General features: G+C 59.0%; 13 protein-coding genes. 6 read left to right on the top strand and 7 right to left on the bottom strand.

Annotation, left to right across the window (positions count from 1 at the left end; genetic code table 11):
* Position 1: 1 nt before the first annotated feature.
* A complete protein-coding gene (locus B3Z17_RS03945) occupies positions 2-871 on the bottom strand; it encodes a hypothetical protein (RefSeq protein ID WP_068303372.1) in 870 nt (289 codons plus the stop codon).
* Between the two features lie 508 nt (positions 872-1,379).
* Here B3Z17_RS03945 and B3Z17_RS03940 point away from each other — a divergent pair.
* On the top strand, positions 1,380-3,074 hold the full coding sequence (locus tag B3Z17_RS03940; protein WP_286828632.1) for a peptidylprolyl isomerase: 1,695 nt from the start codon (positions 1,380-1,382) through the stop codon (positions 3,072-3,074).
* A 128-nt stretch (positions 3,075-3,202) separates the two neighbouring features.
* Here the strand turns inward: B3Z17_RS03940 and B3Z17_RS03935 are convergent, their stop codons facing one another.
* Complete coding sequence (locus tag B3Z17_RS03935; protein WP_068303366.1) at positions 3,203-4,099, bottom strand: LysR family transcriptional regulator; 897 nt, start codon at positions 4,097-4,099, stop codon at positions 3,203-3,205.
* A gap of 177 nt (positions 4,100-4,276) precedes the next feature.
* Here B3Z17_RS03935 and B3Z17_RS03930 point away from each other — a divergent pair, with 177 nt between their 5' ends.
* Positions 4,277-4,576 carry an ArsR/SmtB family transcription factor gene (locus tag B3Z17_RS03930; RefSeq protein ID WP_286828631.1) on the top strand — a complete coding sequence of 100 codons (300 nt, stop codon included), beginning with the start codon at positions 4,277-4,279 and terminating at the stop codon, positions 4,574-4,576.
* Complete coding sequence (locus B3Z17_RS03925) at positions 4,573-5,097, top strand: hypothetical protein (RefSeq protein WP_286828630.1); 525 nt, start codon at positions 4,573-4,575, stop codon at positions 5,095-5,097. Before B3Z17_RS03930 ends, B3Z17_RS03925 begins: the two co-directional genes overlap by 4 nt.
* Before the next feature lie 51 nt (positions 5,098-5,148).
* On the opposite strand, the gene trxB is transcribed toward B3Z17_RS03925, so the two are convergent.
* Both trxB and B3Z17_RS03915 read right to left on the bottom strand, forming a co-directional pair.
* Positions 5,149-6,114 carry a thioredoxin-disulfide reductase gene (trxB, locus tag B3Z17_RS03920; RefSeq protein ID WP_286828629.1) on the bottom strand — a complete coding sequence of 322 codons (966 nt, stop codon included), beginning with the start codon at positions 6,112-6,114 and terminating at the stop codon, positions 5,149-5,151.
* 177 nt (positions 6,115-6,291) lie between these two features.
* A complete protein-coding gene (locus B3Z17_RS03915; protein ID WP_286828628.1) occupies positions 6,292-6,549 on the bottom strand; it encodes a hypothetical protein in 258 nt (85 codons plus the stop codon).
* Positions 6,550-6,723: 174 nt separating this feature from the next.
* On the opposite strand from B3Z17_RS03915, the gene B3Z17_RS03910 reads away from it, so the two are divergent.
* The gene (locus B3Z17_RS03910; RefSeq protein WP_286828627.1) at positions 6,724-8,703 is read left to right on the top strand and encodes a sensor histidine kinase; all 1,980 of its coding nucleotides are present in this window, start codon (positions 6,724-6,726) and stop codon (positions 8,701-8,703) included.
* Positions 8,704-8,722: 19 nt separating this feature from the next.
* Here B3Z17_RS03910 and B3Z17_RS03905 read toward each other — a convergent pair whose 3' ends face one another.
* Complete coding sequence (locus B3Z17_RS03905; RefSeq protein WP_286828626.1) at positions 8,723-9,265, bottom strand: hypothetical protein; 543 nt, start codon at positions 9,263-9,265, stop codon at positions 8,723-8,725.
* Positions 9,266-9,452: 187 nt separating this feature from the next.
* Between B3Z17_RS03905 and B3Z17_RS03900 the strand changes: the two genes are divergently transcribed.
* Together B3Z17_RS03900 and B3Z17_RS03895 are read left to right on the top strand one after the other, a co-directional pair.
* Positions 9,453-11,216: a vWA domain-containing protein gene (locus B3Z17_RS03900; RefSeq protein ID WP_286828625.1), complete on the top strand. Its 1,764-nt coding sequence runs from the start codon at positions 9,453-9,455 to the stop codon at positions 11,214-11,216.
* Between the two features lie 111 nt (positions 11,217-11,327).
* Positions 11,328-11,918 (top strand): glutathione S-transferase family protein, encoded by a 591-nt coding sequence (locus tag B3Z17_RS03895; RefSeq protein WP_286828624.1) that lies wholly within the window; start codon positions 11,328-11,330, stop codon positions 11,916-11,918.
* A 15-nt stretch (positions 11,919-11,933) separates the two neighbouring features.
* On the opposite strand, the gene B3Z17_RS03890 is transcribed toward B3Z17_RS03895, so the two are convergent.
* Together B3Z17_RS03890 and B3Z17_RS03885 are read right to left on the bottom strand one after the other, a co-directional pair.
* Entirely contained in the window at positions 11,934-12,797 is an 864-nt protein-coding gene (locus B3Z17_RS03890) for a hypothetical protein (protein WP_286828623.1), read from the bottom strand.
* A 98-nt stretch (positions 12,798-12,895) separates the two neighbouring features.
* Positions 12,896-13,822: an aldo/keto reductase gene (locus B3Z17_RS03885; protein ID WP_286828622.1), complete on the bottom strand. Its 927-nt coding sequence runs from the start codon at positions 13,820-13,822 to the stop codon at positions 12,896-12,898.
* Positions 13,823-13,836 lie beyond the last annotated feature (14 nt).

The following is a 13,836-nucleotide window of genomic DNA, read 5'->3' as shown; positions in this document are numbered from 1 at the left end:
GTCAGGGGTAGGTGTGCCAATAGGACTGGGGGAGCGCCCGCAGTTTGTCGCTCAGTAAGGGGTTTACAAGGCGGATCACCCGTCTGGGGTGCCTGCTGAGCTCCTCCCTGACCGCGTGCAGTTGGGGAACGTCATTTAAAAGCGCCTGCAGTTTGCCGTTTTCATGAGCCCGGATCAGCCCCTGTTCCACGATGGCCGCCTTGTGCGCGTTTGCCTTGGAGAAATAGAAGAAATGATCATACTTATAGACAAGCATGACATGCCGGTCGATGACGACTGTCGAGCCCAGCCAGCCAGTGTTGGCCCCTTCAACTTCCGGCAGGATTTCATTGACCCCGCGCGGGAAGGCATTGAAGCGGCCCCGTGCCAGCATTTGCCATAGGTTATTGTCTGACGCGGTGGCAACGGTGAGACCGGCGGCCTTCAGTATTTTCGTGTCAGGCCAATCGATGCCGGACCCCAGAACAGCCACTTGCTTCAGGTCTTCCAGTGTCTGGACGTTTGCGAACAGGTCTTTGTTGGCTTCTGTGACGGCGAGCAGCCTGTGGCCCAGCATGCCCATGGTGATGGGAAAGCGCACCATGGCCAGCTCCTGCTCTCGGTCCGCGTCATAGCCGCTATAGTGCATATCGTAGCGAGGCCGCTCTTCCGAAAGCGCCCGCAGGGCCCGGTTCTGCGCCAGGATCACCCGGCCCACAAGCTCCAGCGTGTGGTCGCCGTCTGCTTCCGCGAGGGCCAGCTCCACGATTTCAGCAACATATTGATCGTCATCGGTCGCCATGGCGAGGCGGAAGTCTTCTGCGTGCGCAGGGGGCGCTGCCATCATCAGCACACCATAAACAAACCATCGAACAGACTTCAAAATCTGCATCCGCACCTTCCAACCTCCCACAGCCATAATAATACACAAAGAAAGGTTACCTAACCCTCAACGCATGGGCGGTCGGCGGCAGAAAGGCTGGAAGACAAAAAAAAGAGGCCCCGGTATACACCGGAGCCTGGGGGATCAGTTTGTCAACATAGGGAGGTTAGTGCTGTCTCGAACTCACGAGACGAAAAGTAAAGGGCCGGTCCCGGGGGGGAAGTGGGGGGAGGGGGGAGGAACCCCGGGACCGACCTTTGTGACGGAAAACCGTCAAACTCAGAAACTGGGTGCCGCGAGCGGATACTCGGTACGTTGCTCAGCGGCGATGAGAGGTATATATGTTTGGGGAGCCAAGAAGAAAACCCATTTTTGGGTCGTAGCAGCTATGCGAAAAATGCATGGCTTAAAAAAATAAGGGTATCAGTTAACGAATGGCTGGTTTTTTGCAAAAAATAGTACAGCATTGCTGACCAAAAAACTGTTTAATGACAAACATTTAGCGGGGAGGATTTTCATGAAACTTAAGCATACGCTTGCGCTTGCGCTGTTAACCTTTGGCGTGACAGCACCGGTCATTTCTTCTGAAAAAAATGCAATTCTTAAGGAATTTAATGATTTCGACGTCCGATTGATGGAAGCAAAAGACGCCAGAGATCACCAGAATCCCGTTTTTGACGAAGCACTCGAGGCTGGTAAATGGGAAGCGCTGGAGTATCTTGGCCAGATTGGCGGCGAGGCCTGTGCGAAAATCGAACCTTATCTGTCCAACCAGAACTGGAAAGCCGTTGCAGCGGCGCGCAGGGGGGCGGCTTATTGCTACGAGAATGCCCCGATTGATGCCCTGATGGTGCATACCCGACCTGTACCCTTCAGGGTGGATGTCGACATGCTGCCGGTGGCAATGGGTTTTTCCGGCGCGACCGACTTGCGGATGATGTTAATCGAGAAGGTCAATGCCGTTCCCGTGACGCCGCCAAAGGTGGAGTTTGTAAACCAGGACCGGACGCTGCCTTTCTTCGGGCTGATGCAGTCCATCGTTTATGACCGGTTGGACCCATCGGCGCTGCCAGGGCTTGACGTGCCCCATCTTTTGGCACTGACAGCTGATGACGGCGTTGGTTACCATGCAGCCTATCTTCTCGGGCGCCTGCAGAATCTGGATGAACACCTGACGCTTGACGCGGTGACCACAGCGATGGGCGCGGCACCGTCCGCAGACGTGCAGCGGGCGCTGGTGCGTGTGCTTCGGCAGTTCGGCAATGAGGCTGCTGATTTTCTGGTGGCCATTGCGGGCGTTGATGACGCGGCGCTGGCCATGGAAGCCGTGCGCGCCATGGGCAGCCTGTCTGACCCGTCCAGCAAGCTTTACCTGATGGAAGTCGCGCGCGACGGCAGCGTGCCCATGCGGCACCTGGCGCTGTCCGCCCTTGCCGGGCGTGACGGGATGGATACAGACATCACCCAATTGATTGCCGCTAGCGTTCGTGACGAAAACCCCTGGATTGCGGTGACGGCGCTTCGCGGCCTGAACCAGCGCTCGCCGGAAGAAGGGCTGACGGTGGCTGAAGAATGGTTCGCGGGCGACGACTATTACAAAGCTTTCTCCGCCATGGGCCTGTTGGCACAGTCGGACGAGGGCAAGTTGGTACTGGAGGATTATGCTGCCGCGAACCCGGATACCATCCGCGGGCGCGAGGCGGCCATCGCGCTCGACCCGTCCATTGAAGGTGTCGAGAAGCCGCGCAAGACGCCATCATGGAATACGGTGCTCTCGTACCAGGGCCGCGAACTGAAGCTTCAGACCACGCGCGGCACCGTGTGCATCGCGCCGTCAAGCCAGGCACCCTACGCCGCCGCCAACTTCATGCTGCTCGCCGACCTGGGCAAGATGAACGGCATGCTGTGGCACCGGGTGATCCCGAATTTCGTGGCGCAGGCAGGCCAAAGCGAAGACCCGGAGCTCGCGAGCTGGGGCACCATCCGCGAAGAGTGGGGCGGTCAGCACGTTAAGGGCAGTGTGGGCGTAGCCACGGCCGGGCGTGACACCGGCAGCGCGCAATTCTTCATCAACACAGCCTATAACCTGCACCTTGATAGCCGCTATACGGTGATGGGGAATGTCATCAGCGGCATGGATGCCGCGATGACACTTCAGGAAGGCGATGTGATCACCCGCGCCGAAACCGTAATGGCCGGCAAGTGCCAGTAACAGCAAGGCCGTCACCCTGAACTTGTTTCAGGGTCCATGGCCTTCGGAGGCGGTGACGCGTCAACTATTTTATGGATGCTGAACCAAGTTCAGCATGACGAATGGGGGTGACGGATGAGTGCAGCAGCCTAGAGGATATTGCTCTCGGCCCTGATCTGGCGGACCATGAAGTCGCGGAACAGGGCCACCTTCAGGCTGCCCCTGAGTTCAGGCGCATAGCAATAATAGCTGTTGAACGGCGTGCCTTCAACTTTGGGCAGCACACGCACCAGCTTTTGCCGGTTGTGCACCAGATAGTCCGGCAGCACCGCAATGCCCATGCCCGCTTCCACGGCGTGCAGCACGCCATACAGGTTGTTGATCTGCAGGCGCGGGGAGCGTTCTTTTTTCGGGGTGCCCACGGTCAGCAGCCAGTTGAGGCCCCGGATGGTGGGCACGTTTGAAATGCCAAAGGTGATCAGGTCATGCTGGTCCAGGTCTGATGGCGTTACCGGGGTGCCCATGCGGTCGAGATACTCCGGGCTCGCATAAATGTGCGAGTGGAAGGTGGCGAGCGGGCGCTGGATCAGGTCTGCCTGCTCGGGCTCGTGCAGGCGGATCGCCACATCTGCTTCACCGGCAGACAGGTCAAGGTCGGCGTCATCCAGAATCAGCTTGATATTGATATCCGGATATTCGGTCATGAACTGTTCGAGGTGCGGTGTCAGCCACACGGCACCGAAGGTTACCATGGTGGTTACCCGCAGAATGCCTGAGGGGTTTTCCCGACTTTCCATCAGGGTGCGCTGGGTTTCTTCCAGCCTCAGCACCATCTCGCGCGCGGTGTTATAAAGCTCCTGGCCTTCCTGTGTCAGCACCAGGCCGCGGGCATGGCGGGTGAACAGGGAGACATTCAGGCTTTCCTCGAGCGCCCTGATCTGGCGGCTGACGGCGGACTGGCTGCAGTTCAGGCGCATGCCTGCGTTGGTGAAGCTGCCGCTTTCCGCAACCGTGTGAAAAATTCTCAGTCTGTCCCAATCGAGCACGCTTCTCTCCAGATCAATCTGACTGCCCTGAACTTTTTTGGCCTCTTTGGCCGGTTGATGACTATTTCACCAGAACCACGCAACCGCAACCCCAAAGGCACCCTTATGGCCGCTTGCTGTAAGCTGTTGTTTTGCATACTATATGGCGATAAAAGCCAGAACCAAGCGAGACAGGCTGTGGGCAACAAAGAATTCCTGCAAGAACTGACCAATGTTTTCAAGCGCAGTTACCCCGGCCTGACCGCCGAGGCGATCATCTGCTTTATGGTGGCCGCGAATGAAAAAGACCCCACAGTGGGCGATGTCGCTCGCGTGGTGGGTATGACAGAACCGACGGTGTACCAGCATCTGAGTACCCTGACATCCGCTGGCGCAGGGTTGGTTGGGCTGGTGAATACCGGCGATGGCCGCAACATCGTTCAACTCACGCCGGAAGGTGAACAGCTGGCAGCGTCCCTCAATCAGGCGGTTTCATGACGACAGTCACGGACGCCGTCTTGGATATGCTGGCGGAAGGGGACCGCAAGGACGTCGCCCGCGCCGCTGACGCCGCAGCCCTCGCGGAAGAAAGCCCCACTGTGCTGGCCACACTGATAGCGGCCCTGTTCCATGAGGACCCGGCCACCGTGTCCCACGCGGCCCACGCCCTGATGACGCTGGCGAAAGACAATGTAATCCTTCTGGACCCGCACCGCGAGGCCCTGGCGCGCGCATACGGCCTTGACCAATGGGAAGTGAAGGAACAGGTGGCAAAAATCCTGCCGCGCCTGAGCTTCCGCCAGAGCGAGCAGGGCCGTCTGATGGAAGAATTTGACGAGACACTTCGGCACCACGAAAGCAGCATCGCCCGCACCTGCGCCCTGCAGGCCATGGTGGATATGGCGGCGCTTGACCCAGCCCACACCGAAGCCGCTTTGTCGGCCCTTGATTACGCGATACGCAAAGGCAGCAAGGCGCTGCAGGCCCGGGCGCGCCAGCTGGCGGCTACCCTGTCATAAAAAAACGGCCCCCGAAGGAGCCGTTCTTGAATATCGGTATGTGCTTGGCGCCTATTCAGCCGCCGCAGCTGCATGTTCCATGGTGGCGATGTATTTTTCCGCCTCAAGGGCTGCCATGCAGCCCATGCCCGCGGCCGTTACAGCCTGGCGGTAGACCTTGTCTGTCACATCGCCGGCTGCGTAAACGCCCGGAATGTCGGTTTCGGTGCTGTCTGGCTTCTTGATCAGATAACCTTCGTCGTCCATCGGCAGCTGGCCCTTGAACAGTTCGGTCGACGGCTTGTGACCGATGGCGATAAACACGCCGTGGACATCCAGCTCACGCGTGTCGCCGGTTTTCACATTCTTCAGCCGCACGCCGGTGACACCCAGCGGGTTCTCGTCACCCAGCACTTCGTCCAGCACGCTGTCCCACGCCACTTCCACGTTGGCAGCCTTAAAGAGGCGGTCCTGCAGGATTTTCTCGCTGCGCAGCTCATCACGGCGGTGAACCAGCGTGACTTTCGAGCAGATGTTCGACAGGTAAAGCGCTTCTTCAACAGCGGTGTTGCCGCCGCCGATGACAACCACATCCTTGCCGCGGTAGAAGAAACCGTCGCACGTGGCACAGGCCGAAACGCCGTAGCCGTTGAATTTCTGTTCGGTTTCAAGACCCAGCCATTTGGCCTGAGCCCCTGTCGAGATCACAATCGTGTCGGCGGTATAGACTGTGCCGCTGTCGCCCACGGCGCGCTTAGGTGTGGCCTTCAGGTCGACTTCCGTGATCAGGTCATAGACGATGTCGGTGCCGACATTCTCGGCCTGCGCCCTCATGGCTTCCATCAGGTCCGGCCCCTGCACGGCTTCGGCAAAGCCCGGGTAGTTTTCCACGTCTGTGGTGATGGTCAGCTGGCCGCCAGCCTGCATGCCTGTCACAATAGTGGGGCTGAGGTTGGCACGGGCGGCATAAATGGCGGCGGTATAGCCGGCAGGACCCGACCCGATGATCAGCATTTTGGTGTGTTTGGTTTCAGCCATGAATGGTCCCCTGAACAAGTGCGCCGGCGGGCTGGCCGCCAGCGGATAATAAAGCTTGTCCTTTACATAGAGGCTCGTGCCGCCTTTGCCAAGACAGCACTTGATCGAGCCCTATGGATTGTTTCGATCAAACTGATCGGCCAGATCGAACAGTGACCAAACTGTATGGCAGCTTGGCTATTGCCCGCTGAACAGCATCACACCCAGCAGCCAGGCAAACACCACTGGCACGAGCACGTAAGCACCGGCAAGGACACCTGCGATGCCAAAGGTGAAACCAGCAAGGACCCAAAGCATGATCATATTCAGGGCGAAAAACACCACGGCGGTGTCGCCGCCCATTTTTACGTCTTTCAGCAACGGGCCAATGACGCTCAAGGCAAACAGCAATTTGGCCCAAAACGGGCGGGGCGCAATCTGTACGGTGTCTGACATGATATCTCTCCAACTCATGAACTGTGTGGAGGAGATAAGGATTCGCCCGCCTACCGTCACTGCGGGGAATTGTCGCGGGCGCTCAGTTTTTTGGCAACAATCATGAAAAATCCCTATGGTCCTGGGCTTTAAAGCAAGATAGCTTTGCTGGGAACGGATCGTGTGGGGGACGTCTTGAAAGGGACTTGGGCAACATTCATCGGGATTATCCTGCTGTTGGGGGCAATTGCTGCTGGCGCTGGCGCGCGCGCCGATGCGCCCTTGCCTATGGCCGTTACCGAACTGAAGGAAGGCTGGCGGCATGTTGCAGGCCAGTTACCCGCCCCAGAAGCTGCGCCCGCCCTGATTGACGAGGCAAAGCCCGTATCCCTGCCGCATATCTGGGAAGATGATTTTGGCGCGGGACCAACCGGATCGTACGGGGTTGCCACCTATATCCGCCATATCAGCTTGTCTGCCCCCGCCAGCCAATATGGGCTGAAAACAGGCAAGCAACGCACAGTTTACCGGCTCTATGCGGTGACGCGGGATCAGGACGGCGGGGCACAGGTGTATGACCTGGGCGGTAATGGCCAGCCCGGGGTGAATTCCGAGCAGGGCGCCGCTGGCCGGCTGTTCTATGTTGATCTGCCGTTTGATGCCACAGAGTTCGATCTGGTGGTGCAGGTGTCGAATCATATTTTCCCCAGTGCCGGTTTCCTTTGGGCACCGAAGATCGGGCCAAAGGCGGTGCTGTCGAAAACGCATGACATTCAGATTTCGGCGGCGTTTCTTGTTACCGGCTTCTTTTTCGCAGTCGGCTTCCTGACCATGCTCCTGTCTGCCTGGCATACGGCTGGGCGCTACTATTATATCGGTGGCGGCATGCTGATTGTGATGGCGGCAAGAACCCTTCTGGTCGACAATTACATCTGGGTCATCTGGCCCTGGCTGGACCTTGAGTGCGCCCTTCGGGCCGAATATGTCGGGCTTTTGTTGCTGGCGCCTGCCTATCTGTGGCTGGTGGCCGAACTGTATCCGAAGGAAAGCAGCCGCACCTTGGTCCAGATGGTCTGGACCCTCTGCGGACTTGGGCTTCTTGTTGCCCTTTTCGCGCCGCTGCCTGTGATGTTCCGGATGCGCGACCCATACCTTGTCGTGTCATTTCTGGTGCTTGCCAAAATCTTTCATGTGTTCTGGGTTGCCAACCGGAAGCGGTTGCCGGGGTCGAAGTGGGCGCTTTGGGGCGGCGTGGTTGCCGTATTGGGTGTTGGGCTTGATACCTATCTTTACATCCCCGTACCGCGCACGTCCTTTGAAACGGTGCCGTTTGCCGCGCTTGTTTTCACTTTCGTGCTGCTGGGGCTTTTCACCGTGCGGTACCGACAGGAGCAGGATGAAAAAGCTTTCCTGTCCAAGTGCCTGGAAAAAGCGAATGCAGAATTGAAGGATCGGGCGGAGAAGCTGGACCTGGCGCAAGCGGAAGCGGCCGCAGCGCTTGATCTCAAGAACAGCTTCCTGTCGAACCTGAGTAGCGAAATCCAGACTCCGCTCCGAACCCTTGTCAGCTTCACGGAGCGGTTAACCGACCAGGTGGGCGGGATCAGCGCACCGGAGCGTACCGAATATCTGCGCTTGATCCGCAGCAACAGCGCCAATCTGTCGAAGCTGATGGAAGATGTACTGAGCGTCTCAGACCTTGAAAGCGGACGGTTTGAAGTATCGCCCGAACCAACGGACCCCAAGGAAGTTGCCGACGAAGTCCTGGCTTTCGTGGAATCCGTCGCTCACGAAAAACACATCCTGATTGATCTCAAGTGCGACGAAGCGGTGATGACCATCGACCGGCGCCTGATGCGTCAGGCCCTGATCAAGATCGTTTCGAACGCCGTCAAGTTTTCGCCTGTGAACGGGGTTGTTACCATTCGCGGCAGTAAGGCAGGGCCGGACTTTGTCTTCACCGTTATGGATACCGGCCCTGGCATGGCTCCGGGGCAGATTTCTGTTGCCATGTCGCTGCTGGGCGGGGCCGACAAGGCGAAAGGGCTGGGCCTTGGTCTGCCGCTGGTGGCCCGCTTCATGGATCTGGTTGGCGGCAGCATACAGATCGACAGCATTCCCGATCTGGGCACTACTGTGACGCTATCTTTCCCGATGACGCCGCAGCAAAGCTAGGCGACAGGTCAGGCCCTTGCTAGGGCAGGTTGACCTGGGCCTCTGGCGCGTGCTCGTAAATCACAGTGTTTGGCTCTGTCCAGGCATCGCCGGTCAGGAATTTGGACCAGGCGTGGATACGGCCGTCGTCTTTGACTTCATAGTGGGACAGGGTTTCGGTCGGCCCGCTTGTTGCGCCGCGTACATATTCATGCACGTCAATGCCGCCGCCACCTGCGGGTGTGATGACGCCGTCCGTATAAAAACCGGCGGTGGTCACATAGCGGTAAATGATCTTCTGTTGCTGGCCGTCCCAGTGGATCAGGCTTTCGCCTGCATATGCCCCGTCGTTGACATTGTGGGTGATCCGGACCACCCGGCCGTTCAGGATGCATTCCCATTTGGCCACGTCGGTGAAGCTATTGGGTTCGTTCGGTGCGTCTGAAACGGTTTTCCAGGTGCCGATAAAGGGCTTCAGGATCACCAGTTCCGGGATCGGGTCACCAGCGCGGGCAGGCAGGCAAATGGCGGAAAACCCGATAAGGCAGGCAATCGCCCAAAGTGTGGTGCGTTTCATGAACATGCTCGTCTCCCGTGTGAACCGACAGTTGCAGCCTAGCGCAGGCTACCCGCCGCGCCAATGGCGGAAAAGCGCCATGCTTTCGGCAGGCCCTTGCCACAATCCGGGCACAGCTTGAATTGGTCATTTTGACGGGGATAAAAAGATATGTTATAAAGTAACTATAACAAGCTGGATCAGGAGACTGGATATGTCCATTCTGAAGTTTTCCACCACCACGATTACCGCCCTTTTTGTGACCACAAGCCTGTTGGCGATTTCCGCCTGCACCATGGCGCCGGAACCGGAGAAGACGGCCTCGAATCCGACGGTTACGGCCGATGTATTGGAGACAAAGCCATTTCCCCGCGTTGAGCAGGACGGCTTTGCCCAATCGGCTCCGCCAGCAGAGAGGGCGGCTATGGATATACAAATGGCGCCGCTTAGGGGGCTTGTTGCCAACGTGCGTAATGCAAACAAGATAGCACAGCCGTCCCAGCAGGGATTCTTCGGCGACATGCCGCAGCAAGGCTACGCTGCCACGGGCGATAAATACGCCCCCATTGAGCGCAGCGTGATCAAATCTGCGGAATCTGACCCTGTTTCGACCTTCTCGGTGGATGTGGATACAGGCGCCTATTCGCTGGTGCGCGACAGGCTGAACGGTGGAATGCTGCCGCACCCCGATGCGGTCCGGCTTGAAGAAATGATCAATTATTTCACCTACAGCTATCCACAGCCCGAAGGCGATGTGCCTTTTTCCGTAACCACAGACGCCATGCAGACACCCTGGAACAAGGGCACGCACCTTGTGCGCATCGGGTTGCAGGGCAAGTCTGTGCCGGTGGCCGAGCGGCCCAAGGCCAACCTGGTGTTCCTCGTGGATGTCTCAGGCTCCATGCGGGACCCTGACAAGCTGCCGCTTCTGGTGAAATCGCTTCAATATATGGCCGGCAGTCTGACGGCAGAGGACCGTATTTCCCTTGTGGTCTATGCAGGTGCCAGCGGGCTGGTGCTTGAACCCACGTCCGGCAGTGAGACGCAGACCATCCGTGACGCGCTTGGGCGCCTTCAGGCCGGCGGTTCCACAGCTGGCGGTGCCGGTATCAAACTGGCCTATGATACCGCCCGCAAGGCCTTCATCGATGGCGGCCTGAACCGCATCATTCTGGCCACAGACGGTGACTTCAATGTCGGCATCCACGACGTGAGCCAGTTGAAGACCATCATCGAGGAAGAGCGCAAAAGCGGGGTCAGCCTGACCACGCTCGGGTTCGGCGACGGCAATTTCAACGATGCGCTGATGGAACAGTTGGCGGACGCGGGGAATGGTAATTATGCCTATGTGGATAATTTCTCAGAAGCCAAGAAGGTGCTGGGCACGCAGTTGAATGCCACGCTGATGACCATCGCCAAGGACGTCAAGATACAGGTTGAATTCAACCCTGCCGTTGTCGCTGAATACCGCCTGCTGGGGTATGAAAACCGCGTGCTGGCGCGCGAGGACTTCGATAACGACAAGGTTGATGCCGGTGAGATCGGCGCGGGCCACAGCGTGACGGCGCTTTATGAAGTGGCGCTTGTGGGGTCGGAAGGCCGCCGGTTCGGTGACCTGCGGTATGACGCGCAGAAGCCGGTCGGAGCTAACGCACGCAAGGACGAACTTGCTTACGTCAAGCTGCGCTACAAGGAACCGGGCGGCGAGGTGAGCAAGCTGATCGACCAGGTGATCCCCACAAGCCAGCTGTATGTCCGCAAGGCCCCGTCGCCTGACCTGGTGCACGCATCCGCTGTGGCGGCCTATGGCCAGATGCTGGCGCACGACAAATATCTGGGGGACTTCGGCCCAAGTGACGTGCTGGCGTTGGCGCAGTCTCTGCGCGCCGAAGGGCCCTACAGGCAGGAGTTCAAGGCGCTGGTTGAAAACGCCACGGCACTGATTGCCATGCAAGGTCAAGCTGGCCCCGGCCGCTGAGAAGACCAGCCCCCATCCGGCATCAGTTCTGGTGCCGGATGGCGTGTGCGGGCTTGTTCACCTCCTCAGGCGCTGCTAGGCTTTCAGTCACACGACCAAGGGGGATAATTCATGATCACACTATTCTGGTGCCCGAACACACGGGCCATCCGCAGCTTGTGGCTTCTTGAAGAGATGGGCTGCGATTTTTCCACGGAACTGGTGGACATCCGCGATGCGGAAGCGCCGCGCAGTGACGCTTTCCGGCGCGCCAGCCCGATGGGGAAAGTCCCGGCCATTCTGGACGGGGACGTGGCCTTGTCTGATTCAACAGCCATCGCACTCTATCTGCTGGAACGCTTCCCCAATAGTGCACTGGATGTCACCGAAGGCGGGCAGGCGCGGGCTGATTTCCTCTATTGGATGCAGTTTATGGGCAGCGTGATGGAGCCCGCAATGGCAGAGAAATTCAGCAGTATGGAAGCCAAGAAATATGTCCATGCCTGGGGCGATTTCGACACCATGATCAGCCTGCTTGAAGGCCGCCTGGAGGGCCGCGAATGGATCATGGGTGACCAGTTTACTGCGGCCGATGTGCTGATTGGGGCGACCTGCTATTTCCTCAGGCTGTTTGGCAGCATGCCTGAAAGCGAGCTGCTGCACGCCTATACCGACCGCTGCATGGCGCGGCCAGCGTTTGCCCGGGCCACCGGGCGCACATAACTACGGGGTACCCACTTATTCGAAGGTCAGACGAAAGGCCGTCACGCGGTGATCATGCTCGCTCAGGTTCTGGGGCATGATCAACAGGCCTGTGACATTGTCATAATAGAAGTCCGCCGCATGAAATGGCTGGTCTGAAATGGGAACGGCGATGCCGTCGGCTTTCAGGCGCCACAGGCGCGGGTCATCCACCATGGACATCAGGAAGGCGCTGCCGTCCCACGCCAGGCCGTCGATATCCTTCACGTCCGGCTGGCGGGTGACAGGGCCATCGGCCAGGGGAGCACCGGAAAAGCGGTTCCACAGCCTGATCTGCCAGCCGCCGGACAGAAGAAGCTCGCCGTCCACGAACAGGCCGTTGACGAACCGAAGGGCGTCGGCGTCAACAATGAAACGGATCAGCTTGCCATCCTCGAGCTTATAGATGGTGCCGGTGCAACTGCCGGAGACAAACACAGTGCCGTCATCCGCCAACGCCACATCATTCAGGCAGGGTTCCCGGTCGGGCGCCACATAAGAGGCGACAATCTCGCCGTTTTCCACATCCAGCACCTTCAGCATGTTGACGTCCGCGAGGTAAAGTAGCTTGTCCCTGAGCGCCAGGCCCGTGGGGGCGTTCAGGCCTTCAATCCATTTGGCATCCACCATGCGGCCCGACATGGACATGCGGCTGATATAGCCTTTGCCGTTGATGCCGTAGCCCACAACGTTGGACGCATAGATGAAGTTCCGCGCTTCATCGACCGCGACGGATTCGGGCTCAAACAGGCCCTCGCTGATGCTCCAGATTTCTCGGATATGGGCGGTTTCAGCGGCAACGGGCATAGCCCCCGCGCTGACAAGCAAGCCCGTGATGGCGGCAATCAATGCCTTATACATAGTGACACATTTCCCTGACTTCCTTCCCCTTTACCCTAGGGCGAAAGGGGGCTCTCCTGCAATGCCAATCTGGGGAACGCAGGGGGCGCGGGAAGGGCTTATGGCATCCGCGCGCCACGGCTGGCTTCCAGAATGTCGTACCAATCCCGGCGGGTCAGCGGCACATCAAAGGCGGCTGTTGCCGCCGTGATGCGCGCCGGTGTCTGGGTGCCGATGATCGGGATCACGCCCGAAGGGTGCGCCAGCAGGAAGGCAAGCGCAACGGCCGTGCGGTCGGTGCCGTACGCGTTTGCCAGCCGGTCCAGAACCGTGATCACGGCTTTGGCTTTGCCTGTCGCCTCCGCGGCATCCGAGAGCAAGGCACCACCCGCCAGCGGAGACCAGGCCAGGATGCGCGCACCGGTGGCCATGGCATGGTCCAGCACGCCGTCAAACAGCGGGCTGATCTCCAGCGCTGAAAACTCCGGCTGCTGGCTTGCAACCGGGAAGCCCAGGTGGGTCTCAAGGGCACGGCTCTGGTCGGGCGTATAGTTGGAGACGCCAATCTCCCGGATCTTGCCTTGATACTGCAGCGCCAGCAGCGCGTCGGCCACTTCATCATGGCCGGTCAGCAGGTCGGGCCGGTGGATCTGGTAGAGGTCGATCACATCTGTCTTGAGGCGCTTCAGCGACGCCTCACAAGCGCGGATCAGATAATCCTTGGTGGAATTATAGGGCAGGCCCCTCACGATACCGCCCTTGGTGGCCAGCACCATGCGGCCCCTGAGGGTTGGGTTTGCCGCCAGCACGTCACCCAGCAGGGCTTCAGCCTCGCCGAAACCGTCCGGCCCGCTGCCGCCATAAATATCGGCGGTGTCAATCAGGGTCATGCCGGCGTCCAGCGCGGTACCAATTTTCACTGCGGCTTCATCCGCACCCGTGCCGGCCAAGCGCCAGCAGCCATAGGCCAATGCGCCCACACTCAGGTCTGTGCCCAGCGTGTGGCTTCTGCTGATGGTCAATCGGTTGTTTTCCTGCTCAAGCATCTGGTGGCTCCCCA

The organism is Kordiimonas sp. UBA4487 (genome assembly GCF_002389025.1).
Classification (GTDB): domain Bacteria; phylum Pseudomonadota; class Alphaproteobacteria; order Sphingomonadales; family Kordiimonadaceae; genus Kordiimonas; species Kordiimonas lacus.
This window is presented reverse-complemented; position numbering and strand designations above follow the sequence as displayed.